Annotated in this window: 20 protein-coding genes; 12 read left to right on the forward strand and 8 right to left on the reverse strand. The window is 69.6% G+C overall.

The features are described from left to right. Positions 1-60 precede the first annotated feature (60 nt). From nudC to CTJ15_RS20225, 3 genes are all read left to right on the forward strand, one after another. A complete protein-coding gene (gene nudC / locus CTJ15_RS20215; protein WP_019463142.1) occupies positions 61-1,044 on the forward strand; it encodes an NAD(+) diphosphatase in 984 nt (327 codons plus the stop codon). Continuing rightward, positions 1,045-1,470 carry a hypothetical protein gene (locus tag CTJ15_RS20220; RefSeq protein ID WP_193009628.1) on the forward strand — a complete coding sequence of 142 codons (426 nt, stop codon included), beginning with the start codon at positions 1,045-1,047 and terminating at the stop codon, positions 1,468-1,470. It abuts the gene before it with no gap. A gap of 202 nt (positions 1,471-1,672) precedes the next feature. Next, positions 1,673-3,718 (forward strand): PAS domain-containing sensor histidine kinase, encoded by a 2,046-nt coding sequence (locus CTJ15_RS20225; protein ID WP_099781900.1) that lies wholly within the window; start codon positions 1,673-1,675, stop codon positions 3,716-3,718. 35 nt (positions 3,719-3,753) lie between these two features. Here the strand turns inward: CTJ15_RS20225 and CTJ15_RS20230 are convergent, their stop codons facing one another. Then, positions 3,754-4,626, reverse strand: coding sequence for an NAD(P)-dependent oxidoreductase (locus tag CTJ15_RS20230; protein ID WP_099781901.1), 873 nt, complete (start codon positions 4,624-4,626; stop codon positions 3,754-3,756). Between the two features lie 299 nt (positions 4,627-4,925). Here CTJ15_RS20230 and CTJ15_RS20235 point away from each other — a divergent pair, with 299 nt between their 5' ends. Together CTJ15_RS20235 and CTJ15_RS20240 are read left to right on the forward strand one after the other, a co-directional pair. Continuing rightward, positions 4,926-6,296 (forward strand): IS5 family transposase, encoded by a 1,371-nt coding sequence (locus CTJ15_RS20235; RefSeq protein WP_226945876.1) that lies wholly within the window; start codon positions 4,926-4,928, stop codon positions 6,294-6,296. Between the two features lie 142 nt (positions 6,297-6,438). Beyond that, the gene (locus CTJ15_RS20240) at positions 6,439-7,809 is read left to right on the forward strand and encodes an IS5 family transposase (protein ID WP_226945876.1); all 1,371 of its coding nucleotides are present in this window, start codon (positions 6,439-6,441) and stop codon (positions 7,807-7,809) included. Positions 7,810-7,828: 19 nt separating this feature from the next. On the opposite strand, the gene CTJ15_RS24020 is transcribed toward CTJ15_RS20240, so the two are convergent. Beyond that, positions 7,829-9,016 (reverse strand): hypothetical protein, encoded by a 1,188-nt coding sequence (locus CTJ15_RS24020; protein ID WP_126281922.1) that lies wholly within the window; start codon positions 9,014-9,016, stop codon positions 7,829-7,831. Between the two features lie 127 nt (positions 9,017-9,143). Here CTJ15_RS24020 and CTJ15_RS20245 point away from each other — a divergent pair, with 127 nt between their 5' ends. The 7 genes from CTJ15_RS20245 to CTJ15_RS20275 all read left to right on the forward strand — a co-directional run bounded on the left by CTJ15_RS20245 (position 9,144) and on the right by CTJ15_RS20275 (position 17,453). Then, on the forward strand, positions 9,144-9,740 hold the full coding sequence (locus CTJ15_RS20245) for a transposase (RefSeq protein WP_099781902.1): 597 nt from the start codon (positions 9,144-9,146) through the stop codon (positions 9,738-9,740). 86 nt (positions 9,741-9,826) lie between these two features. Further along, entirely contained in the window at positions 9,827-11,401 is a 1,575-nt protein-coding gene (purH, locus tag CTJ15_RS20250) for a bifunctional phosphoribosylaminoimidazolecarboxamide formyltransferase/IMP cyclohydrolase (protein WP_099781903.1), read from the forward strand. Between the two features lie 79 nt (positions 11,402-11,480). Continuing rightward, a complete protein-coding gene (locus CTJ15_RS20255) occupies positions 11,481-12,038 on the forward strand; it encodes a DUF924 family protein (RefSeq protein ID WP_099781904.1) in 558 nt (185 codons plus the stop codon). A gap of 44 nt (positions 12,039-12,082) precedes the next feature. Continuing rightward, positions 12,083-13,174 carry a PRC-barrel domain-containing protein gene (locus CTJ15_RS20260; protein ID WP_099781905.1) on the forward strand — a complete coding sequence of 364 codons (1,092 nt, stop codon included), beginning with the start codon at positions 12,083-12,085 and terminating at the stop codon, positions 13,172-13,174. Between the two features lie 6 nt (positions 13,175-13,180). Next, positions 13,181-14,506, forward strand: coding sequence for an MFS transporter (locus tag CTJ15_RS20265; protein WP_099781906.1), 1,326 nt, complete (start codon positions 13,181-13,183; stop codon positions 14,504-14,506). 289 nt (positions 14,507-14,795) lie between these two features. Then, a complete protein-coding gene (locus CTJ15_RS20270; protein WP_075821483.1) occupies positions 14,796-16,409 on the forward strand; it encodes a hypothetical protein in 1,614 nt (537 codons plus the stop codon). Positions 16,410-16,529: 120 nt separating this feature from the next. Further along, positions 16,530-17,453: a LysR family transcriptional regulator gene (locus CTJ15_RS20275; RefSeq protein WP_019461828.1), complete on the forward strand. Its 924-nt coding sequence runs from the start codon at positions 16,530-16,532 to the stop codon at positions 17,451-17,453. A gap of 172 nt (positions 17,454-17,625) precedes the next feature. On the opposite strand, the gene ahcY is transcribed toward CTJ15_RS20275, so the two are convergent. From ahcY to CTJ15_RS20305, 6 genes are all read right to left on the reverse strand, one after another. Further along, positions 17,626-19,038 (reverse strand): adenosylhomocysteinase, encoded by a 1,413-nt coding sequence (gene ahcY, locus CTJ15_RS20280; protein ID WP_019461826.1) that lies wholly within the window; start codon positions 19,036-19,038, stop codon positions 17,626-17,628. A 340-nt stretch (positions 19,039-19,378) separates the two neighbouring features. Beyond that, entirely contained in the window at positions 19,379-21,256 is a 1,878-nt protein-coding gene (gene ptsP / locus CTJ15_RS20285) for a phosphoenolpyruvate--protein phosphotransferase (protein ID WP_019461825.1), read from the reverse strand. Continuing rightward, positions 21,246-21,560: an HPr family phosphocarrier protein gene (locus tag CTJ15_RS20290; RefSeq protein WP_019461824.1), complete on the reverse strand. Its 315-nt coding sequence runs from the start codon at positions 21,558-21,560 to the stop codon at positions 21,246-21,248. Before CTJ15_RS20290 ends, ptsP begins: the two co-directional genes overlap by 11 nt. Next, complete coding sequence (locus tag CTJ15_RS20295) at positions 21,557-22,027, reverse strand: PTS sugar transporter subunit IIA (protein WP_019461823.1); 471 nt, start codon at positions 22,025-22,027, stop codon at positions 21,557-21,559. Before CTJ15_RS20295 ends, CTJ15_RS20290 begins: the two co-directional genes overlap by 4 nt. Beyond that, positions 22,024-22,956: an RNase adapter RapZ gene (rapZ, locus tag CTJ15_RS20300; protein ID WP_019461822.1), complete on the reverse strand. Its 933-nt coding sequence runs from the start codon at positions 22,954-22,956 to the stop codon at positions 22,024-22,026. Before rapZ ends, CTJ15_RS20295 begins: the two co-directional genes overlap by 4 nt. Continuing rightward, complete coding sequence (locus CTJ15_RS20305; protein WP_019461821.1) at positions 22,953-23,507, reverse strand: HPr kinase/phosphorylase; 555 nt, start codon at positions 23,505-23,507, stop codon at positions 22,953-22,955. Before CTJ15_RS20305 ends, rapZ begins: the two co-directional genes overlap by 4 nt. Between the last annotated feature and the right edge of the window lie 34 nt (positions 23,508-23,541).

Consider the following 23,541-nt stretch of genomic DNA (forward strand, 5'->3'; position numbering starts at 1 on the left):
GCCCGGACTCGGCCCGCCTCGGTGGACCACCCCCGGCGCCCGTGGCAGTTTGCCGGCCCCATGCTCTCCATCCCCGCCAGTCGCCCCAACGCCTATACCGGCAGCCCCCTCGACCGGGTCTCCGGCCGCCGTGACGAGGCGGATTTCGTCGCCGCCCAGCTGGCGCGCGAGGATGCCCTCTTCGTCCCCGTCTGGCGCAGCCAGTCCCTGCTCCGCGACAATGCCGCCGGCGAGCCCGAGGCCGTCCTCCTCACCCCCGCCACCGCCGAGGCCCTCCGCATGACCGCCGGCCCGGCGCCGGCCCCCCCTGGGCTTGCCCCCCACGGGCCCGCCCCCTGGGTGCTGCTCGGCCTCTTCGAGGAGGGGCCGCTGAAGGGCCGCCCCGTCTTCGCCGTGGACTGTTCCGCCGCCGAGGACCCGCTTCCCCTGCTGTCGCCGGAGATGGGCCGCTTCGCCGACCTGCGCCCCGTCGCCGCCCTCATGCCGCCCGGCGAGGCCAGCCTCCTCGCCCATGCCCGCGGCATGCTCCACTGGCGCAGCCGCCACCGCTTCTGCGGCGTCTGCGGCGGCGTCTGCGAGCCGCGTGCCGCCGGCAACACGCTCCGCTGCGCGAATTGCGGCACCATGCATTTCCCCCGCACCGACCCCGCCGTGATCATGCTGATCCTCCGGGGCGACCGCTGCCTCCTCGCCAACTCCCCCCGCTTCCCCGACACGACCATGTATTCGACCCTGGCCGGCTTCGTGGAACCGGGCGAGAGCCTGGAGGAAGCCGTGCGCCGCGAGGTGCTGGAGGAAGCGGGCATCCGCGTCGGCGAGGTCCACTACCATTCCTCCCAGCCCTGGCCCTTTCCGGCCTCCGTCATGATCGGCTTCCATGGGGAGGCCCTGTCCGATGCCATCACCATCGACCCGGACGAGATCCGCGACGCCCGCTGGTTCACCCGGGACGAGCTCCGCAGCATCGACACCCTCGGCCTGCGCCTGCCGCGCGCCGATTCCATCGCGCGCCGTCTGATCGAGGACTGGCTGGAGAACACCTGAATGCCCGCCTTCGCCCCGCGCCCCCGCACCATGTCCCCCGCCCGTGTGCACCCCGCCCATGCGCGCCCCGCCCGTGTGCACCCCACCCGTGCGGCCCTGCCGCTTGCCCTCCTGGCCGCCCTGCCGCTCCTGGCCGCCTGCAATCCGGGTGGGGCCATCGTCCAGCCCGTCCCCCGCGCCGAGAACCCGCAGGAGGCCGCCTGCCGCCGCGAGGCCGCCCGCCGGCCGGAGGTCGTCGCGCTGATGCGCCAGCAGCCCCCCATCGACAACATCACCTGGTACCAGCGCTGGCAGGCCGAGGTCGCCGCCGCCCAGCTCAGCGCCACCAACGACTGCCTCCGCGCCGGTGGGCAGCCCATCAGTGGCGGCGTCGAGGCCGTCCGCCAGCCCGGCATGGCCGGCCCGGACGACCAGCCCCTCCGCTGACCCGCCCGCCCGCGCCATCTCCCCGGCGGGGCGGCCGGGAACGGTAGGGTCAGGGCCTGTGCGGCCCGCCGCCGGCCAGGCCCCCTCCGCCGCCGGGCCTCGCGACAGCCCCGCTTGCCCCGCCGCGCCGCTCCTTTACAGAGAGCCCGCATTGGCGGCCGTCCGAATCGTCGCCCGGATAGGCTGAGGCAGGATTTCCCCGATGGCCGCTTCCGAGAACGACACCGCCGGCGCGCAGGACGCCCCTCCCGGCGGCTACGACGATGCCGAGCGCATCCAGCTCGCCCTCGCCGCCGGCGCCATCACCGGCACCTGGTTCTGGGACCTGCCCACCGACCGCTTCACCATCGACGAGCAGTTCGCCCAGGCCTTCGGCATCGATCCGGCCCTCGGCCGCCAGGGCCTCAGCCTCGAACAGGTCATCGCCACCGTCCATCCGGACGACAAGCCCGGCCTCGCCGCCACGATCGGCGAGGTCATCGCCCGCGGCGGCCCCTATGCCCACCAGTACCGTGTCCGCCGCGCCGATGGCCGCTACTACTGGATCGAGGCCAACGGCCGCGTCGACAAGGCCCCCGATGGCACCCCCCTCCGCTTCCCCGGCGTCCTCCTCGACCTGGAGCAGCGGCGCGCCATCGAGGCCGAGCGCGACCGCGCCAACATCCTCCTCCGCAGCTTCATCGAGGCCGTCCCCGGCGTCGTCTATGCCAAGGACCGCGAAGGGCGCATGCTCCTCGCCAACAAGGGCACCACCGAGCTCATCGGCAAGCCGCCCGACTTCTATCTCGGCCGCACCGACCGCGAGTTCCTCGACGACACCGCCCAGGCCGAGGCCGTCATGGCCAACGACCGCCGCATCATGGAATCCGGCATCCTGGAACAGGTCGAGGAAGAGGTCCGCCGCCCCGACGGCACCCCCGCCACCTGGCTCTCCACCAAGGCCCCCCTCCGCAACGGGAGCGGCGAGGTCATCGGCCTCATCGGCACCTCCATCGACATCACCGCCCGCAAGGAGGCCGACCGTGAGCGCCAGGCCCTCCACACCCTCCTCGAACAGCGTGTCGCCGCCGCCATCGCCGAACGGGAGCAGGCCGAGGCCGCCCTCCGCCAGTCCCAGAAGATGGAAGCCGTCGGACAGCTCACCGGCGGCCTCGCGCACGACTTCAACAACCTCCTCGCCGGCATCATCGGCGCCCTCGACCTGATGGCCGCCCGCATCGCCCGGGGCCGCCACGACGACCTGCTCCGCTACACCGCCGCCGCCAGCGATGCCGCCCGGCGCGCCGCCGCCCTGACCCACCGCCTCCTCGCCTTCTCCCGCCGCCAGACCCTCGACCCGCGCCCCACCGACGTGAACCGCCTCGTCACCGGCATGGCCGACCTCCTCCGCCGTACCATCGGCCCCGGCATCGCCCTCGACACCGTCACCACCCCCGGCCTCTGGTCCGTCCTGGTGGACCCGCCCCAGCTCGAGAACGCCCTCCTCAACCTCTGCATCAACGCCCGTGACGCCATGCCCCAGGGCGGCCGCCTCACCATCTGCACGGCCAACACCCGTCTCGGCCCCCAGGCCGCCCGCGAGCGCGACCTGGCGCCCGGCCCCTATGTCTCCCTCCGCGTCACCGACACTGGCACCGGCATGGCCCCCGATACCGCCGCCAGAGCCTTCGACCCCTTCTTCACCACCAAGCCCCTCGGCCACGGTACCGGCCTCGGCCTCTCCATGATCTACGGCTTCGCCCGCCAGTCCGGCGGCCAGACCCGCATCCGCACCGCCCCCGGCCAGGGCACCACCGTCTGTCTCTACCTGCCGCGCCACCAGGGCGAACCCGCCGACACCGAGCCCGCCCCGGACCCCGCCCCGGACCTGCGCAGCCCGCATGGCGAGACCGTCCTGGTCGTGGACGACGAGCCCACCATCCGCATGCTCGTCACCGAAGTGCTGGAGGAACTCGGCTACGCCGCCCTGGAGGCCGCCGACAGCGCCGCCGGCCTCGAACTCCTCCGCTCCCCCGCCCGCATCGACCTCCTCGTCACCGATATCGGCCTCCCCGGCGGCATGAACGGCCGCCAGATGGCCGAGGCCGCCCGCCACGCCCGCCCGGGCCTGCGGACCCTCTTCATCACCGGCTATGCCGAACAGGCCGTCATCGGCGAAACGCCTCTGCCCCCCGGCATGCACGTCATGACCAAGCCCTTTGCCCTGGAAACCCTCACCGCCCGCATCCGGGAACTCGTCGCCGGCTGACACGGGCCGCGGGCTGGGCAGAGGAGGGGCCGCCCTCAGCCCCCCTTCGGCGACTGCCCCAGCGCCGCCCAGTCCCGCTCCCCCCCATCCGCCCGGATGATCGCGTCCATCCGCTCCGCCAGCAGCCGCGCCACCGGCACCTCCGCCTCGCCCGCCGCCTCCAGCGCCAGCCCCACATCCTTCCGCCCGAGCTTCATCGGGAACCCCGCCGGCTCGAACCGCCCCGCCGCGATCATCGGCGCATAGACCCCCATCATCCGGCTGCCGAAATCCGTCTCCGTCAGGAATTCCGCGAACCGCGCCGCCGGCACGCCCTGCGACCCGGCGATCCGCATCTGCTCGCTCACCAGCTCGATCACCGCCGCGATCCCGAAATTCGCCGCCAGCTTGGTGGCCGCCGCCATCGCCGGCCTCTCCCCCATCCGAAGCGTCTTCGCCCCGATCGCCCCGAACAGTGGCGCCAGCCGGTCGAGCGCCTCCGCCGGCCCCGCCGCGATCACCGACAGCTTTCCCGCCGCCGCCACATCCGGCCGCCCCAGCACCTGCGCCGACACGAAGCCCTGGCCCGCCCCGTCATGCGCCGTCGCCAGCCGCTCCGTCAGCGCCACGCTCACCGTGCTGCACGACACATGCAGCACCCCCGGCCCCGCCGAGAGCACCCCGCCTTCGCCGGAGGTCACCGCCTCCACCGCCGCGTCATTCGCCAGCATGCTGAACACGATGCCCGCCCGGGCCGCCTCCGCCGGGCTGCCCGCCACCCGCGCCCCGCGCGCGGCCAGCGCCTCCGCCTTTCCGGCGCTGCGATTCCACACCGTCACGCGGTGCCCGGCCTCCAGCAGCCGCCCGGCCATCCCCGATCCCATCTGCCCGAGACCCAGGAACCCCACATCCATCTGTTCCGTGCTCATGCCGCTCTCCTCGCTTGGATTGCAGACGTCGCCTTCCTGGGGAGTCCTAACGTTGGCGTGGGGGAGGGGGCTTCCGTGTCGGAGCTTTGCGGCCGAACGTCGCAGCGCAGGGGCTCTACCCCTGCACCCCGGCAGGAACCTGAGGTTCCTGCACCTCCTAATCATTATTCGGAGGGTTATTTAGTCGGCCTTGAATAACTCGTAAGGCACTGATCTAGCTGTGAGATTTTCCGGGCTCGGCGACCTGGATTTGCAGGGTTCGATTGTTTTCGACGACAAACCCTGCGAATCTTGTGGGCATGAAGCACCGCCCGCGCCCGCCGGAACAGGCCGATCTGCTGCGGCCGCGGCTGGTCGACATGATCGATGGGCGGCACGAACTGGTGCGGCTGGCGGCGCTGATCGACTGGTCCTGGTTCGAGCGGGAATGGGCCGGCTTCTTCCCCGCCGCTGAGGGACGGCCGGCCACGCATCCGCGTCTGGTCGCCGGGCTGATGTACCTCCAGCACGCCCATGGCCTCTCCGACGAGGCGGTGCTCGCGCGCTGGGTGGAGAACCCGTACTTCCAGCACTTCACGGGTGAGACCTTCTTCCAGCACCGTGCGCCCATCCATCCCTCCTCTCTCAGCCGCTGGCGCGGTCGCATCGGTGAGGAAGGTGTCGAGTGGTTGCTGACCAGGACGATCGAGGCGGCTCAGGCTTCGGGAGCTGTGACGTCGAACAGCTTGGCCGAGATCGCAGTGGACACCACAGTGATGGAGAAGGCCATCGCCCATCCGACCGACAGCCGCCTCTATGAGCGGGCCCGCCACTCGCTGGTGACGCTGGCGCACAAGGCCGGGATCGCCCTGCGCCAGAACTACAATCGCCTGGCGCCGCGCCTGGCCGGCCAGGTGGGGCGCTACGCCCACGCCCGGCAGTTCCGCCGCATGCGCAAGGCGTTGCGCACGCTCAAGGGCTACACCGGCCGCATCCTGCGCGATGTTGAACGCAAGCTCGGCGCCGTCCCTGACGGGCCACTGCGGGCGCGCATCGAGCAGCGCATCGCCCTCGTCACCCGCCTGCTGCTCCAGACACCGAAGTCGTCCCGCAAGCTCTACGCCCTGCACGAGCCCGAGGTGGACTGCATCGCCAAGGGCAAGGCGCGGGTGCGCTACGAGTTCGGCACGAAGGTCAGCATCGCCACCACCCTCGCCGGTGGCTTCGTCGTCGGCATGCGCAGCCAGCCCGGCAATCCCTACGACGGCCACACCCTCGCCGACGCCCTCCAGCAGGTCGAGACCCTCACCGGCCAGCGTCCCAGCCTCGCCGTGGTCGATCGCGGCTACCGCGGCCATGGCGTCACGGCAACCAGGGTGCTCGTCAGCGGCACCAGCCGCGGCCTCACGCCCCGCCTGCGCCGGCTGCTCCGCCGCCGCAGCGCCATCGAGCCCGAGATCGGCCACATGAAGACCGATGGCCGCCTCGCCCGCTGCGCCCTCAAGGGCACGCTCGGCGATGCTCTCTACGCCGTCCTCTGCGGCTGCGGCCACAACATCCGCAAGATCCTCGCCCACCTCAGGGCCCTTTTGGCCGCTCTCCTCGCCGCCCTCCGACAGGCAATCCTCACCCCGATCAGCCAAGCCAGCGTCCCGACAGGCCGCACCCTGCTCGCAGGGGCGACAGCCTGAAGACGTTGTTCAAGGCCGACTATTTAGTCGGCCTTGAATAACTCGTAAGGCACTGATCTAGCTGTGAGATTTTCCGGGCTCGGCGACCTGGATTTGCAGGGTTCGATTGTTTTCGACGACAAACCCTGCGAATCTTGTGGGCATGAAGCACCGCCCGCGCCCGCCGGAACAGGCCGATCTGCTGCGGCCGCGGCTGGTCGACATGATCGATGGGCGGCACGAACTGGTGCGGCTGGCGGCGCTGATCGACTGGTCCTGGTTCGAGCGGGAATGGGCCGGCTTCTTCCCCGCCGCTGAGGGACGGCCGGCCACGCATCCGCGTCTGGTCGCCGGGCTGATGTACCTCCAGCACGCCCATGGCCTCTCCGACGAGGCGGTGCTCGCGCGCTGGGTGGAGAACCCGTACTTCCAGCACTTCACGGGTGAGACCTTCTTCCAGCACCGTGCGCCCATCCATCCCTCCTCTCTCAGCCGCTGGCGCGGTCGCATCGGTGAGGAAGGTGTCGAGTGGTTGCTGACCAGGACGATCGAGGCGGCTCAGGCTTCGGGAGCTGTGACGTCGAACAGCTTGGCCGAGATCGCAGTGGACACCACAGTGATGGAGAAGGCCATCGCCCATCCGACCGACAGCCGCCTCTATGAGCGGGCCCGCCACTCGCTGGTGACGCTGGCGCACAAGGCCGGGATCGCCCTGCGCCAGAACTACAATCGCCTGGCGCCGCGCCTGGCCGGCCAGGTGGGGCGCTACGCCCACGCCCGGCAGTTCCGCCGCATGCGCAAGGCGTTGCGCACGCTCAAGGGCTACACCGGCCGCATCCTGCGCGATGTTGAACGCAAGCTCGGCGCCGTCCCTGACGGGCCACTGCGGGCGCGCATCGAGCAGCGCATCGCCCTCGTCACCCGCCTGCTGCTCCAGACACCGAAGTCGTCCCGCAAGCTCTACGCCCTGCACGAGCCCGAGGTGGACTGCATCGCCAAGGGCAAGGCGCGGGTGCGCTACGAGTTCGGCACGAAGGTCAGCATCGCCACCACCCTCGCCGGTGGCTTCGTCGTCGGCATGCGCAGCCAGCCCGGCAATCCCTACGACGGCCACACCCTCGCCGACGCCCTCCAGCAGGTCGAGACCCTCACCGGCCAGCGTCCCAGCCTCGCCGTGGTCGATCGCGGCTACCGCGGCCATGGCGTCACGGCAACCAGGGTGCTCGTCAGCGGCACCAGCCGCGGCCTCACGCCCCGCCTGCGCCGGCTGCTCCGCCGCCGCAGCGCCATCGAGCCCGAGATCGGCCACATGAAGACCGATGGCCGCCTCGCCCGCTGCGCCCTCAAGGGCACGCTCGGCGATGCTCTCTACGCCGTCCTCTGCGGCTGCGGCCACAACATCCGCAAGATCCTCGCCCACCTCAGGGCCCTTTTGGCCGCTCTCCTCGCCGCCCTCCGACAGGCAATCCTCACCCCGATCAGCCAAGCCAGCGTCCCGACAGGCCGCACCCTGCTCGCAGGGGCGACAGCCTGAAGACGTTGTTCAAGGCCGACTATTTATTGTATTGCCGACCAATAGGAGGCGCTAGATCAAATTTGAAAAGTTTTCTTGAGGTTAGAACATCATATAGGTCATTTTTCCAACAATCTGCAAGCACATCCACATATTTGTAATAGAGACCCGAGTTCATAAAAATATCTACGCTTTTTGCAGAATTTTTAAAATTTCCAGAAAATTCCATTTCACGATAAAAGTCAAGGTGTATTGCATCCAAACCTTGTGTAATATTGTCTGCAATCTCTTGATTGTACATTTTTGATAGCTTCACACCTATGACGCCTCGGATCATAACTTGACGTATGATTGCGTGGGGGTGAGCGCCATCAAACATGTTGTCCTCGTTTAATATACCGCTTTCAAAAAGGAGAAATAGTCCAGTCGTGGCAAGCATGAGCGCGCGTGCTGCGGCTTTGGGACCATTTCCCAAACATCTGTGTGTGATAGCCAAGAGCATCTTTGAATTTTCATCCAGATTGTCGACACTTCTTTCCGAAAATGCACCTCCCAGTAACACTTCCATGCATCTATTTGTGGCACCGGCATCCGCGTCCATTTCAAGGGTATGATCTTTTATTCTCTCATCCAAATCTGAGGATCTGCGACTTTCATTAATCATTTGTCCGTGGCCATTGTGCCCGTTCACAATATGTGTAAATTCATGAAGAAAAAGAAACTCTATTGCTAGTGATGCGATAAATCCAGCTATTACTAATCTATCTTGACACCGAGGTATGATGGGGGCTCGATCACCTTCTGAGTGTATTGTTCGATTTCCTACTATAATTTTTCTTCGACGCGTTTCCAAATTAACCTTTCCGATGTCTGGGCAGAAGGTTGGGGAGGCAAACAGTTCATAAAACATACGTGTTAAGACATGCTGAGATCCGATGCTAATTAATATTAAGTTGAGATCAATAATGCCCCCTGCTAGAGCTGCGGCGTCGAGGAGGTTATCATTTTGCCAGACTAGACGAAAATCTTTGTCCTCCACAATCAAGAAGCGCAGTTTTTCATAGAAGCTGTTTAATTTCTGATTATATTGCTTCAAGAAAAATAAACGACCTTCATCAAGACCTGTCACATTGATAATGGGCGCACGCTTCATTCCGACGAGATATTCATTTATCTGTATGAGTTCAACGTCAGGTTGTGTGTCAACTATCCAGCCTGGTTTTTGCACCGGGTTCTCCTCTAGAAAGACTAGACTTACAGAATTAATGCAAGAATGCATCAATTCCAATCGAGTAAAACTAACTAATATATAGGAAAACTTGCCTATTTCCTACCCTCATGCTACACTCCCATCCATGCGCCACCCCTCCCGCCTCTCCCCACCCCAACCCTTCCACCCCCTCACCGACGACGAGTGGCTTGCCCTCTTCCCCCACATCCTCCCGCGCTCCCCCGCCGGCCGCCCCATCGCCGATCTCCGCCTCCGCATGGACGCCATCTTCCACCTCGCCCTCACCCCCGACCCCTGGCGCGCCCTCCCGCCCCACTACGGCAACCCCGCCACCATCTCCCGCTACTTCCGCCGCCTCACCCATAACGGCCTCTGGACCCGCCTCCTCACCCTCCTGGCCGAAACCCACCTCAGCCACCCCCTCCGCGCCATCGAGCATCGCATCTGCCGCGCCGCCCGCCGCGCCTACCGCATCCTCGGCCTGCGCCTCATCCTCCTCGCTCGCCGCCTCGGCCTCCGCTCCGCCCTCCCCGGCCCGCCCTGGCTCCTCCCCGACCCGGATTTGTCCGAAACCCTGCGCCGGGTGAAAATCCCGCCCTTTCCAACGCGCTACGGCGCGCTCACCGCCTATCGCGCCCTGCTGCGCACCCTCGCCGCCCTCCACCGCACCGCCGGTGGCCGCGCCCGCCTCCCCAACCGCCTCCGCCACGCCTGGCCATGAGCACTCCCATCTCCGAACCCGGCGGATACCCGCCCTGCGCCCATTCCGCTTGCGGCCGGGACCGGCCCGCGCCTAATCCGCGCGGCATGAGCGATGCCCTCCCGATCCGCCGTGCCCTTCTCTCCGTCTCCGACAAGGGGGGGCTGATCGACTTCGCCCGCGCCCTCGTCACACACGGGGCCGAACTCCTTTCCACCGGCGGCACCGCCGCCGCCCTCCGCGCCGCCGGCCTGCCGGTGAAGGATGTCAGCGACCACACCGGCTTCCCGGAAATCCTCGACGGCCGCGTGAAGACGCTGGTGCCCCAGGTCCATGGCGGCATCCTTTTCCGCCGCGACCTGCCGGAACACCAGGCCCAGGCCGACCGCCACGGCATCGCCCCGATCGACCTCGTCTGCGTGGATCTCTACCCCTTCGAGGCCACGGTCGCGAAAGGCGCGCCCTTCGAGGACTGCATCGAGAACATCGACATCGGCGGTCCGGCCATGATCCGCTCGGCGGCCAAGAACCACGACCACGTCGCCGTCCTGACCTCCCCCGCCCAGTACGCGGATGTCGCGGCGGCCCTCTCCTCCGGCGGCACCACCCTGGCCCTGCGGCGGAAGCTGGCCGCCGCCGCCTATGCCCGCACCGCCGCCTATGACGCCGCCATCGCCGCCTGGTTCGCCCGCCAGGAAGGCGAGGAATTCCCCAACCGCCTCGCTGTCGCCGGCACCCTGCGCCAGACCCTGCGCTACGGGGAAAACCCGCACCAGCGCGCCGCCTTCTACACCTACGGCACCCATCGCCCCGGCATCGCCACCGCGCGGCAGGTCCAGGGCAAGGAACTCTCCTACAACAACCTGAACGACACGGACGCCGCCTACGAGGCCGTGGCCGAGCTCGACGGCCCCGCCATCGTCATCGTCAAGCACGCCAATCCCTGCGGCGTCGCCCTCGGCACCGATCTCGCCGAGGCCTGGGACAAGGCGCTCCGCTGCGACCCCGTCTCCGCCTTCGGCGGCATCGTCGCCGCCAACCGCCCGCTCGACGCCGCGGCGGCGGAAAAGATCGCGGCCATCTTCACCGAGGTCGTCATCGCCCCCGACGCCTCCGAGGAAGCCAAGGCCGTCTTCGCCCGCAAGAAGAACCTGCGCCTCCTCCTCACCGGCGGCCTGCCCGACCCGGCGGCGCCCGGCACGGTCATCCGCTCCGTCAGCGGCGGCTTCCTCGCCCAGTCCCGCGACGCCGGCCGCATCACCCAGGCCGAGCTGAAGGTCGTCACGAAGCGCGCCCCGACCGAGCAGGAACTGGCCGACCTGCTCTTCGCCTTCCGCGTCTGCAAGCATGTGAAGAGCAACGCCATCGTCTATGCCAAGGGCGGCGCCACCACCGGCATCGGCGCCGGCCAGATGAGCCGCGTGGACAGCGCCCGCATCGCCGCCTGGAAGTCCGAGGAAGCCACCCGGGCCGCCGGCCTCGCCACCCCGCTGGCCCAGGGCTCGGTCGTCGCCTCCGACGCCTTCTTCCCCTTCGCGGACGGTCTCCAGGCCGCGGCGGCGGCGGGCGCCACGGCGGTGATCCAGCCCGGCGGCTCGATGCGCGACAATGAGGTCATCGCCGCCGCCGACGAGGCCGGGCTGGCGATGGTCCTCACCGGCATGCGGCACTTCCGCCATTGACCCGGCGGGCCTCCCCACCCATCCCCGTTGGGCCGGATCGCCGCATCCGGCCTTCCGGACAGGGCAGGGGAGGCCCCCGATGAACGACGAACACGCCGAATCCGTCCTCGCCTTCTGGCGCGAGGCCGGTCCCGAACGCTGGTTCGCCAAGGATGACGGCTTCGACGCCGCCTGCCGCCACCGCTTCGAGGACCTGCACCTCGAAGCCTCGCGCGGTCCGGTTGCCTCCTGGATCGGCTCCCCGGACACCGCCCTGGCCTTCATCCTGCTGACCGACCAGATCCCGCGGAACCTCTACCGCGGCTCCGCCCACGCCTTCGCCACCGACCCGCTGGCCCTGGCCACCGCGAACCTCGCCATCGCCCGCGGCCACGATCAGGCGACCGAGCCCGCGCTCCGCCCCTTCCTCTACCTTCCCTTCGAGCATTCGGAGGACCCGCGCGACCAAGCCCGCTCCGTCCAGCTCTTCGCCCATCATGCGGAGCGGACCGGCGACACCCATTCGCTCCACTGGGCGCGGCTGCACGACGACATCATCCGCCGCTTCGGCCGCTTCCCCCATCGCAACGCCGTTCTGGGCCGTGCAACCACGCCGGAGGAACAGGCTTTCCTGGACGCCGGAGGCTTCTCGGGATGACCCCGCCGCGATCGCTGTCCCGCCCCCATGCCGGAGCCCACCGCATGCCGAAAGCCCGCCCCGCCCCCCGGCTCCCCGGAGCCCTGGTCCCGCGCGTCCTTCTCCCGGCCGGCCTGCTTTCGGCGGCCATGCTGTCCTCCGTCCCGCTTGCCCCCGCCCAAGCCGCCGACCCGCCGCCCCCGCCGCTGGCCACCCAGCAGATGCTGCCCGCCACCGACACGCTCCGCGTCTTCGGCCGCGACGTGAAGAGCGCCTCCGGCACCGTGGTCGCCCAGATCGTCAACGTCCTGGTCAACGAGGCCGGCGAGCCCCGGGCCGCGATCCTCGACTATGGCGGTTTCCTCGGCGTCGGCCGCCGCCGCATCGCCGTGACCTGGGAAACCCTTTCCTTCACGCCGGACGGCATCACCTTCCTGCTGACCCGCGACCAGCTGAAGGGCTTCCCGGATTTCGTGGAAGGCAAACCCATCCTCGCCGCCGCCCCTCCGCCGGAAACTCCCGCCGCCCCCGCCGAGGCCGTTCCCGGATCCGCTGCCCAGCCCGCGCCCGAGGCGGCCCCCGCCCCGGCGGGGACCACTCAGCCCGCGCCCGCCCAGGCTCCAGCCGCCCCGCCTGATCCGGCCTCGGCGAACACTCCTCCATCAGCCGCCCCAGCCCCGGACAATGCTCCCGCGAGCAGCGTCCCACAGGCCGCGGGCGCGCAGGACAACGCTCCTCCGGGGAACCTTCCCCAAGGCGGCGGCGCACAGGGCGCCGCCCCCGCAGGCAACGCCCCCCAGCGCGATGGCACGCAGCGCGATGGCACGCAGGGCGATGGCGCGCAGGACAATGCCCCACCGGGCAACCTTCCCCATGGGACGGGCGCCCAGGAAGGTGGCGCCCAGGAAAGTGGCACCCAGAATGATGCCACCCAGAATGGCGCCACCCGGAAAGGCGAGGCCGGAAGCGGCGACGCGAAGGGCCATGACACGGGGAGCGGCAGCTCCGGAGGAGACGCCGTCCAGGGCGGCACCACCAGTCCCGGGGCCGTGACGCCCACGCCCGGGCCGGCCCGGGCCGCCCCCGGCACGACCCTGGCGCCACAATCGCCACCCTCCGCGCCGGCCCCCGCAACCCCCGGCGGCAAGCCGGATTAAGCGCCCATGGCATCCGGTCTGACCGGGTCGGCGCGCAGCGCGCGCGGGCTCGACCTGCTCAATTTCTTTGTCGCGAACATCCAGACCGGCTTCGGTCCCTTCATCGCCGTCTATCTGAGCGCCCAGGCCTGGACCGAGTTCGAGATCGGCATGGCGCTCAGCGTCGGCACCTTCACCGCCATGGTCAGCCAGCTTCCCGCCGGGGCGCTGGTGGATGCCACGCCGCGCAAGAAGCTGGCGGCCCTGGTCGCCATCCTTTGCATGCCCGTCAGCGCCCTGCTGCTGGTGGCGGTGGAGCCGCGCCAGCTCCCGGTGATGCTGTCCGAGGTTCTGCACGGCATCGCCAGCTGCGTCCTGGCGCCCGCCATCGCGGCCATCAGCCTGGCACTGGTCGGACGCATGGCGCTGGGGGAGCGCCTGGGCCGCAACGCCCGCTTCGCCGCCATCGGCAACGGCGCGGCCGCCGGGCTGTTGGGGTTGGCGGGCACCTACATCTCCAGCGCGGCGGTCTTCTGGCTGACGGCGGCCCTGGCCATTCCCAGCCTGATCGCCCTGGCCATGATCCGGCAGGCCGACCTTGTCACGGTGGTCCAGCGGGAACAGGCATCGAAGGGGCAGGGCGGCCTGATGACGCTGCTCCGCAACCGGGGCGTCCTGATCTTCTCCGGCTGCTGCCTGCTCTTCACCCTGGCGAATGCCGCCATGCTGCCGCTGGCCGGTTCGGAAGTGACCCGCAACAGCGGCGACGAGGCCAACCTCATCATCGCCGCCTGCATCGTCGCGCCACAGCTCGTGGTGGCGGCGATCTCTCCCTGGATCGGGCGGCTGGCCGAACGGCGCGGCAGGCGTGTGGCCCTGATGATCGGCTTCGCCGCGTTGCCCCTGCGCGGCCTGCTCCTCGCCGTCGTGTCCGACCCCAAGGTCCTGATCCTGGTCCAGGCCCTGGACGGCGTCAGCGCCGCGGCGCTGGGCGTGCTGCTGCCGCTGCTTTCGGCGGACCTGACGCGGGGCACGAACCGCTTCAATCTGTGCATGGGCATCTTCGGCCTTGCGGTGGGCATCGGCGGAACGCTCAGCACGACGGTGGCAGGCGCGACCGCGACATGGTTCGGTTCCGGCGCTGCGTTCGGCCTGCTGGCCGTCGTCGGCCTGCTGTCGTTCCTGCTGGTGCTCTTCGTGATGCCGGAAACCGGGACGGCCGATCCCGATGGCGTGATTCGCAAGCCAGCTTCCCCGGCCATGACGTCGTCAGGCCTGCGCGAATCCATGCGCACGGGGCCGAAACTGGTGGAGAATGACCCGGAAGGGGTTGGGCAGCCGTGGAGCGGCTAGCACAGGACGCAAGCCATGCGAGTTCTTTGCTCTTCATGAGCGAAAGAATCCCAGGAAAGCAACCCCTAAGTGTTGGAAGCAGGCTCTCAGGACCGTGTCCCACCCTGCACTGAGAGAAGATGCCTCACGGATAATTGTGTTCGGGGCGCGACTGTAAGAACCTGCCGCTTTCCATGACGGCAAGACGCCGAATGGCACCGGAAAGCAACCGGGGTGGCGGGAAGGCAGAAGGTTCACGGTACAGCCGCGGGGCCGGCAGGCATCCGTCACCCGAAGGGGACGAAGCCGCTTGAACTACAGCCTGCCCGGACAACCCGGACCGGAATACCCCGGCGGTCTTTCCCCCCGCCCCACCTTCCTCCGCAGTGGCACGCGCACCGGGCTGATCTGTGCAGCGCTGGTGCTGGCGGCCCTCGGGCTGATGCTCTTCGTGCTGCTGCGCACGCCCATGAAGGACGACATCGCCTGGCTGCTCTGGGTGGCGCGGCAGTGGCTGAAGGGGAAGCGCCTCTATGTCGATGTCATCGAGGTCAATCCGCCGCTGATCGTCTGGATCAGCGCCATCCCGGTGCTGGCCGGCGACATGCTGGGCGTCTCCGCGAAGCCCCTGGCCCTGCTCCTTTTCGCGGGCGCCGCCCTGGGCTCCGCCTGGACGACGGCACGGCTGCTGCTGGGGCTGGGGCCGGCCTTCCGTTGCCTGCCCGCCACCTTCGCGGCCATCGCCTGCGTCCTGATCCTGATGCCGGGGATCGAGTTCGGGCAGCGCGAGCACCTGCTGACCATCGCCGTGCTGCCGCATCTGGCGATCCTGATCCGCTCCCTGGAAGGCCAGGCCACCGGCTGGCGCATGGCCACCGGCAACGCCGTGCTGGCGGGTCTGGGCGCGGCGCTGAAGCCCCGCTACCTGCTCTGCCTGGGGGTGGTGGAACTGGTGGGCTGGCTTCAGCGCGGCTTCCGCCTTCGCCTGTCGCCCTTTGTCGCCTTCGGCGTCGCGGGGCTCTATGCCGCGGCCATCCTGTTCCTCTATCCCAGCTTCGTCGATCGCGCGGTGCCGCTCGCCCTGACCCTTTATGGCGGTACCGATTCCGGCTTCCTGTCCTTGCTGGCGGATTCCTGGCGCCTGATGGTCGGCGTCATTCTGGCCGTTGCCCTGACCTTCACGACGCCGCGCGGCAGCACGGCGCGGCGAGTGATGGCGGTGCTGTCGGGCTTTGCCGTCACGGCCACGGCGGTGATGTTCCTGGACGGCAAGAACTGGTTCTACCACCGGATTCCGGCCTCGATCGTGATGACGCTGTCCCTCATCTACTGGTGCGCGGAGGCGGCGGCCCTGCGCCGCTGCGGCGGCCTCCCGGGCTGGCGCTTTCCCGTGCTGATGCTGGTGGCGCTGATGCCCCTGGCGATCCAGGCGCAGAGCCTGGCCGGACGGCTGCAGGACCGGCTGGTGCTCGCGATGGAGCCGGAGCTTTCCACCGAGGTGAAGCTGGAGCGCCTGATCCGGCAGGAGAAGGCCCGGACCTATGTGGCCTTCTCCGAGTGGATCGGGCTGGGCTTCCCGATCGTGGACGACACCGGCGTCACCTGGGCGAGCCGCTTCGATTCCATGTGGGCGCTGCGGGGTGAGCTGTGGCGGGCAAGGCTGGACGGACGGCCACCGGCGGAATGGCCGATCCATCTCTGGGTGGCGCAGGACTTCATCCGGGGCTGCCCGGACCTGGTGGTGGTGGACAGCCGCCGCGGGGCGGAGGACATCAACTATCCCAGCGTCCTCGCACAGGCCGACCCGGATTTCGCGGCGGTCTGGGCGCTCTACCGCCAGATCGCCGTGGTGGACGGGCTGCAGGTGTTCAAGCGTGGAGGGGGGAGCTGCCAGCCCGCGGCGCCGGCCGGCGCCGCGGGTTGAGGCGGAGGGCGGCTGGACCCTCCACGCGTCACGGGAGGCCGCCGCAAGCCCGCGTAGCGGCGGTGGCATTCATGCTGCGCTGCCGTATCATGCGGCCCGGCCAAGGAACGAGAGGGCGCGATGACGCTGGAGCAGCTGCGTGTCTTCGTGGCCGTGGCCGAGCGCCAGCACGTCACCCGGGCGGCGGAAGCGCTGCACATCGCCCAGTCGGCTGCCAGCGCGGCGGTGGCGACGCTGGAGGCGCGCCATGGCGTACGGCTGTTCGACCGGCTCGGGCGCGGCATCACCCTGACGGGGGCGGGACGGATCTTCCTGGCCGAGGCCCGCGCCGTGCTGGCCCGGGCGGAGACGGCGGAACGTGTCCTGGCGGAACTGGGAGGGCTGGAGCGAGGCGTGCTGACCGTGCAGGCGAGCCAGACCATCGCCAGCTACTGGCTGCCGCGGTATCTGGTGGCCTTCCGGCGCGCCTATCCGGGCATCGAGATCCGCCTGGGGATCGGCAATACGGCGCAGGTGGCCGCCGCGGTGCATGACGGGCTGGCGGAGCTGGGCTTCGTCGAGGGGCGCGTGGAGGATTCCGCGCTCGCCAGCCGCGACGTGGCCACCGACCAGCTCGTGCTGGTGGTGGCGCCCGGACATCCCTGGACCGGCGCCTTGCCGGGGGATCTGGCCGGGCTGGTGGCGGAGGGGGAGTGGGTGTTGCGCGAGCCCGGTTCCGGCACCCGGTCGGCCTTCGAGGCGTTGCTGACCGGAGCCGGCCTGCGGGAACGCCTGCGCGTGGCGCTGGAACTGCCGTCCAACGAGGCGGTCCGGGCGGCGGTCGAGGCGGGCATGGGCGCGACGGTGATCTCCGCCTCGGTGGCGGCGCCCAGCCTGGAGGCGGGGCTGTTGCAGCAATTGCCCTTCCCGCTGCCGGAGCGTGCCTACCACGTCCTGAGCCATCGGGAGCGGCGCTACAGCGGCGCGGCGCGGAGGCTGCTGGATCTCGTGACCGGGGCGGCGCACCCGACCGCGGGGATACCTGCCGACGCCATGCCAGGGTGATGTGCCCGGGCCATATGCGGCGAGGCCCGGCAGTGTCCTGCCGGGCCTCTCGCGAATGGTCCCGGGGGAAGGCCATCTTGCGGATGGCCTCCGTGGCGGTGGGGCCCGCGCTGCCGGGCACCATGCCCGGCAAGCGGCCCGCCACGGCCCTCTTCCCCCCGGGTGAGGTTCCTCAGTAGCGGTACTGCTCGGCCTTGAAGGGGCCGGCCTGCGGCACACCGATGTAGTCGGCCTGCTGCTGGCTCAGCACCGTCAGCTTGGCGCCGACCTTCTCCAGATGCAGGGCCGCGACCTTCTCGTCCAGGTGCTTGGGCAGGGTGTAGACCTGCTTCTCGTACTTCGCGCCATTGGTCCAGAGCTCGATCTGCGCCAGCGTCTGGTTGGTGAAGGAGGCGCTCATCACGAAGCTCGGATGGCCGGTGGCGTTGCCGAGGTTCACGAGGCGGCCTTCGGAGAGCAGCGTGATCGCCTTGCCATCCGGGAAGGTGATCTCGTCCACCTGCGGCTTCACGTTGCTCCACTTCAGGTTCTTCAGCGCGGCGACCTGGATCTCGCTGTCGAAGTGGCCGATGTTGCAGACGATGGCGCGGTGCTTCATCGCGCGCATGTGGTCGATGGTGATGACGTCCACATTGCCCGTGGCGGTGACAAAGATGTCGGCGCGGGGCGCGGCATCCTCCATGGTCACGACCTCATAGCCCTCCATCGCCGCCTGCAGCGCGCAGATCGGGTCGATCTCGGTGACCATGACGCGGCAGCCGGCGTTGCGCAGCGAAGCGGCCGAGCCCTTGCCCACGTCGCCATAGCCGGCGACGCAGGCGATCTTGCCGGACATCATCACGTCCGTGCCGCGGCGGATGCCGTCCACCAGGGACTCGCGGCAGCCGTAGAGGTTGTCGAACTTCGACTTGGTGACGCTGTCGTTCACATTGATGGCGGGGAAGAGCAGCTTGCCTTCCTTGGCCATGGTGTAGAGGCGATGCACGCCCGTCGTCGTCTCCTCGGAGACGCCCTTGATCGAGGCAGCGAGCTTCGCGAACCAGCCCGGCTTCTCGGCGACCAGCTTCCGGATCAGCGCGAAGAAGACGGTCTCCTCTTCGTTGCTGGCCTTGTCGAGGAAGGCGGTGTCGCCCTTCTCGGCGCGCAGGCCGTAATGGACCAGCAGCGTCATGTCGCCGCCGTCGTCCAGCAACATGTTCGGCACGTCGCCGTTCCAGTCGAGCGTGCGGTACACGTAGTCCCAGTATTCCTCCAGCGTCTCGCCCTTCACGGCGAAGACGGGCACACCGGTGGCGGCGATGGCGGCCGCGGCATGGTCCTGGGTGGAGAAGATGTTGCAGGAGGACCAGCGGACCTCGGCGCCGAGCGCGGTCAGCGTCTCGATCAGCACGGCGGTCTGCACCGTCATGTGCAGGCAGCCGGAGATGCGGGCGCCCTTCAGCGGCTTCTCGGTGCCGAACTCGTGGCGTAGCGCCATCAGGCCGGGCATCTCGTCCTCGGCCATCGCCAGTTCCTTGCGGCCCCAGTCGGCCAGGGTGATGTCGCGGACCTTGTAGTCGGTGGCGGGCACGTGGGTATCGGGCATGGGTCGTCCGGGACTCCGGCTTGTGGGCGGGCCAGGGCACCGGCGGAACCGGCCCTGGTCAGGTATCAAGATATCTTTATGTTATGCGAAGGGATTTGGGAAGCACGAAGCGCCCCTCCCGGCATGGGGTGTCCGTGAAGAGCCGAAGACAGGCCCCCGGTGCGGTGCCGGGGCGCTCCCCCACCCGCGCCCGGCCGCAGCCGTCCCGTGTGGGGGGGCGACGTGGGCCAGAGGCTGATGGTGGCGCTGATCGGCGCGGTGCAAGCGATCCTGGCCGGCTTGAAGGTGCGGGTGACGCAGACCTTGCCGGCGCCGAAGGGGCCGTTGAAGCGGCCGAGCTTCAGCTTCGCCAGTCGGCGCCTTCCTCGAAGTTCAGCACCAGCTCCTGGATGCGGCCCGGGTCCGACTGCTCCATGACCCGGCGGGCGAAGCGGGCGCAGTCGTCGATGTTCAGCGCCCGCACGGCCTGCTTCACCCTGGGCACGGCGGAGGCGTTCATCGACAGGCTCCGCAGGCCGAGGCCCAGCAGCAGCGGCACCAGGCGGGGATTTCCCGCCATCTCGCCACAGACCGAGACCGGCATCCGCAGCCGCAGCGCCGCCTCGGTGGAGAACTGGATCAGCCGGAGCACCGCCGGGTGCAGCGGGTCGTAGAGATGCGAAACCTCCGCCTCCGCGCGGTCCACCGCCAGCGTGTACATGGCGAGGTCGTTGGTGCCGATGGCGAAGAAATCGGCCTCCAGCGCGATGGCGTCGGCGGCCAGGGCGGCGCCAGGCGTCTCGATCATCGCGCCCAGCGGCGGCAGCTTGTCCGGCAGGGCGATGTTGCCGCGGCGGCGCAGGCGCTTGGCCACGCGCTCGTAGATCTCGCGGGCCTGGCGCACCTCCTGCGGCACGGTGACCATGGGCAGCAGGACCCGCACCGGGCCGAGGGCGGCGACGCGCAGGATGGCGGCGAACTGCACCTCCAGGATCTCCGGCCGCCGCAGCAGCATGCGGATACCGCGCAGGCCGAGCGCCGGGTTGGCGCCGCCCTGGGCGAAGTCGATGGTCTGGGCGAGGGCCTCCATGTCCTTCTCGCCGCCCCAGTCGAGGACGCGGATGGTCACGCCGTCGCCCGCGATGCTTTCGACGATCTGGCGATAGACCTCGAAATGCGCCTCCTCGTCGGGCGGCACGTCGCGGTTCATGAAGAGGAACTCGGTGCGCAGCAGGCCGATGCCGTGCGCGCCCGCGCCGGCGATCAGCGGCAGCTCGGCCGGGATCTCCATGTTGGCCTGGAGGTCCACCTCCTCCCCATCCGTGGTGACGGAGGGCAGGCGGCGAAGCTTGTTCAGCCGGGTGCGCTCGCGCGCATAGCCGGCCAGGGCCTCGCGCCCCAAGGCCAGGGACTTCTCGTTGGGGCGGACCACCACCGTGCCGGCGCCGCCGTCCAGCACGCAGAGATCGTCGCGGCGCGCTGCCTCGGTCAGCCCCTCGCAGCCCAGCACGGAGGGGATGCCCAGGGCGCGCAGCATGATGGCGGTATGGCCGTCGGCGCCGCCTTCCTCGGTGGCCACGCCGGCGATGCGGGAAGGGTCGATCAGCGCCGCATCGGCTGGGGTCAGCTCCTGCGCCACCAGGATCGAGCCGGCGGGCACGTCCTTGAAGGAGCGGAAGCCGGTCTGCGTCAGGTTGCGGGTCAGGCGGCGGGCGATCTCGCGCACCTCGCCGGCACGGCGGCGCAGGCCGGGCTTGTCGTCGTCCTTGGCGGCCAGGATGGCGGCGGCGATGGCTTCCGCCTCGTCGGCCACCGCCGTTTCTGCGGAGAGCAGGCCGGCCTCGATGCGCTTGCGGGCGCCGCGCAGGAGGCGAGATTCACCCAGCATCATGGCATAGGCGTCGAGCAGCGGCTCCAGCTCCTCCTGCGCCTCCTCCGGCAGGACGGAGAGGCGCTTCTTGAGCTTGCTGACCTGCTTGCGGGAGGTCGCCGCCGCCGTGGTGAGGCGGGCCTTCTCCTCCTCGACCTCGGCCGGCTGGATGGCGCGGCGGGGCGTCTCGGCGGGCGGCTCGGAGGTGTCGTAAGCCGGGCCGATCGCCACGCCGGGGGCGATCGGCAGGCCCGCCAGCGTCACCTCCCGCGTGCGGCGGCCGGCGCGCTTCACCTCGGCGGGCTTGGCCTCGGGCCTGGCTTCGGCGCGGGGCTCCGCAGGCCTGGCCTCGGCCTTGTCAGTCTTCATGGAAGCCGGCCTCGATCAGGCCGGCGACCCCGTCCAGGGCCTCGCGGGCATCCCAGCCCTCGGCCTCGACCGTGATCGTGCTTCCCTTGCCGGCCCCCAGCATCATCAGGCCCATGATGGAACAGGCCGGGACGCTCTGGCCGTCATGGACGATGTTCATGCAGGCGGAATAGCGCTCCGCCAGCGTCACCAGCTTCGCGGCCGCGCGGGCGTGCAGGCCACGCGTGTTGACCACGGTGACCTTGCGCCGCAGGACCGGCGTGCCGGACTGGGGCGCGCCCGATTGGACGGTTTCGCTGCTCATCGGCTTCCTCCCTGTGCGGCCTGGGCTATCCCCTGGGCCGCCCCTTCCTCGCTCCTGGCGGCGTAAGGTGGGGTGCCGCGCAGCTCGGCCACCGTGCCGAGATACCTGCGCGCGGCCGTGACCGCATGTTGCACCGCCTGGTGCATCGGCTCCACGCCCCGCAGCTTGGCCAGCTTGACCAGCAGCGGCAGGTTGATGCCGGCCACCACCTCCACGTCGCCTTCCTCCAGCATGGAGGCGGCGAGGTTGGCGGGGGTGCCGCCATACATGTCGGTCAGCACCACGATGCCGTCGCCCTGCCGCACTTCGGCCACGCGGGCGCGCAACTCCTCGCGGCGGTTCTCGGCATTGTCCTCCGGCCCGATGCACAGGCAGGCGACGTTCTTCTGCGGGCCCATGACATGCTCCATGGCGAGGCGTAGTTCCTCGGCCAGGCGCCCATGGGTGACCAGTACCATTCCGATCATGGCGAGAGCACTCGGGCCTCCGGCCCCGGCGAAGGCGCGGCGGGTTCGACCGTCAGGCGCAATTCGCGATGCGAAAGATCGACCCGCCATCCCTGGCGGGCCAAGTGGGTCGCCAGCCGCTCGGCGGTCAGCACCGACCGGTGCTTGCCGCCCGTGCAGCCGAGCGCGACGGAAAGGTACTTCTTGCCCTCGGCCTGGTAGCGCGGCAGCAGCGGGTCCAGCAGCCCGGTCAGATGCGCCCAGAACGGGGCGAAATCCGGGTCGGCCTCGATAAAGGCCGCCACGGGGGCGTCTCTCCCTGTCATGGGGCGCAATATGGGGTCGTAATGCGGGTTTCGCAGGAAGCGCAGATCGAAAACCAGATCCGCGTCCCGCGGCAGGCCCTTGGGGAAGCCGAAGGACTTCACCGAGACCGACATGCCCGGCGCCCGGTCGGGACGGAAGCGGGCCTCCACCATCCGCCGGAGATCGGGCAGGGGCAGGCCCGTGGTATCCACCACCCAGTCCGCCGCGTCGCGCAGCGGGGCCAGGAGCTCCGCCTCGCGGGCGATGCCCTCGGCGGCGCTGCCCTCCGGGGCCAGGGGATGACGCCGCCGTGTCTCGGAATAGCGGTGCATCAGTGTGTCGGCGTCGGCGGCGGCGAAGACGATCTGCAGATCCATGTCCGGCCGGAGGCGCAGGGCCTGCAGCCCGGCGGACAGGATGCTGACGTCGAAGCCACGGCTGCGCGTGTCCACGCCCACAGCCAAGGGGGGGCTGCCGGAAGGGCCGCCGGGGGCTTCGCCGCCATCGGTGAGCAGGCTGCCCAGCACCGAGAGGGGCGGGTTGTCCACGGTTTCGTGACCCAGATCCTCCAGCACGCGGAGGATGGAGGCCTTGCCGGCTCCGGACAGGCCGGTGACGATGACGACCGGACGCGGGACGCTCATGCGGACCCGGAGGACGGCGGAGGGGCGAAGGCCCCGGCATGGCAGGATAGCAGGCCCCAGGCGGCAAGCAGGCCGAGTTCCACCTTGCGGGGTGCCGAGGCGTCGAGGGGATGCAGTGCCACCAGGGGCACCGCACCGCCGGGCGGGATGGCCGCGGCGGCCTGTCCGGCCACAGCGGGGGGACTGGCAGGCCTCCAGAGCCGTGGCAGCGGCAGCCGCGGCACCTGCCGACGCGGGACGCAGGCCACCGCGAGGCCGACCGTCACCTGGTCCAATGTTTCGAAGCCTTCCAGAACACCCAGCCCACGAACCTCCAGCATGCCCTTCAGGGCGGGCGGCGCCTGGGCGAGCAGGACACCGTCACGGTGACGCAGCAGAAGCTGGTCGTCGGCGACCAGCTTCCATCCTTCCCGGTCCAGGAGCCGCAGGAGAAGGTCCGACTTCCCGGCCCCAGGCGGGCCGAGCAGGAGAACCCCCATGCCCCGGTAGGCGGCGCAGCCGCCATGCTGGAGCCGCCACTCCCCATCCTCGTCCATCTGGAAGCCGATCATGGCGAAAAGGACAGGCGGCGAAAAGGGCCTCGCG

This window comes from Roseomonas sp. FDAARGOS_362, from assembly GCF_002754815.1.
Lineage (GTDB): Bacteria > Pseudomonadota > Alphaproteobacteria > Acetobacterales > Acetobacteraceae > Roseomonas > Roseomonas mucosa.

Excerpts from the sequence above, each read along its gene's own strand:
- nudC (WP_019463142.1), top strand. The coding sequence starts at position 61 with ATGCTCTCCATCCCCGCCAGTCGCCCCAACGCCTATACCGGCAGCCCC.
- CTJ15_RS20220 (WP_193009628.1), top strand. The coding sequence starts at position 1,045 with ATGCCCGCCTTCGCCCCGCGCCCCCGCACCATGTCCCCCGCCCGTGTG.
- CTJ15_RS20225 (WP_099781900.1), top strand. The coding sequence starts at position 1,673 with ATGGCCGCTTCCGAGAACGACACCGCCGGCGCGCAGGACGCCCCTCCC.
- CTJ15_RS20230 (WP_099781901.1), bottom strand. The coding sequence starts at position 4,626 with ATGAGCACGGAACAGATGGATGTGGGGTTCCTGGGTCTCGGGCAGATG.
- CTJ15_RS20235 (WP_226945876.1), top strand. The coding sequence starts at position 4,926 with ATGAAGCACCGCCCGCGCCCGCCGGAACAGGCCGATCTGCTGCGGCCG.
- CTJ15_RS20240 (WP_226945876.1), top strand. The coding sequence starts at position 6,439 with ATGAAGCACCGCCCGCGCCCGCCGGAACAGGCCGATCTGCTGCGGCCG.
- CTJ15_RS20245 (WP_099781902.1), top strand. The coding sequence starts at position 9,144 with ATGCGCCACCCCTCCCGCCTCTCCCCACCCCAACCCTTCCACCCCCTC.
- purH (WP_099781903.1), top strand. The coding sequence starts at position 9,827 with ATGAGCGATGCCCTCCCGATCCGCCGTGCCCTTCTCTCCGTCTCCGAC.
- CTJ15_RS20255 (WP_099781904.1), top strand. The coding sequence starts at position 11,481 with ATGAACGACGAACACGCCGAATCCGTCCTCGCCTTCTGGCGCGAGGCC.
- CTJ15_RS20260 (WP_099781905.1), top strand. The coding sequence starts at position 12,083 with ATGCCGAAAGCCCGCCCCGCCCCCCGGCTCCCCGGAGCCCTGGTCCCG.
- CTJ15_RS20265 (WP_099781906.1), top strand. The coding sequence starts at position 13,181 with ATGGCATCCGGTCTGACCGGGTCGGCGCGCAGCGCGCGCGGGCTCGAC.
- CTJ15_RS20275 (WP_019461828.1), top strand. The coding sequence starts at position 16,530 with ATGACGCTGGAGCAGCTGCGTGTCTTCGTGGCCGTGGCCGAGCGCCAG.
- ahcY (WP_019461826.1), bottom strand. The coding sequence starts at position 19,038 with ATGCCCGATACCCACGTGCCCGCCACCGACTACAAGGTCCGCGACATC.
- ptsP (WP_019461825.1), bottom strand. The coding sequence starts at position 21,256 with ATGAAGACTGACAAGGCCGAGGCCAGGCCTGCGGAGCCCCGCGCCGAA.
- CTJ15_RS20290 (WP_019461824.1), bottom strand. The coding sequence starts at position 21,560 with ATGAGCAGCGAAACCGTCCAATCGGGCGCGCCCCAGTCCGGCACGCCG.
- CTJ15_RS20295 (WP_019461823.1), bottom strand. The coding sequence starts at position 22,027 with ATGATCGGAATGGTACTGGTCACCCATGGGCGCCTGGCCGAGGAACTA.
- rapZ (WP_019461822.1), bottom strand. The coding sequence starts at position 22,956 with ATGAGCGTCCCGCGTCCGGTCGTCATCGTCACCGGCCTGTCCGGAGCC.
- CTJ15_RS20305 (WP_019461821.1), bottom strand. The coding sequence starts at position 23,507 with ATGATCGGCTTCCAGATGGACGAGGATGGGGAGTGGCGGCTCCAGCAT.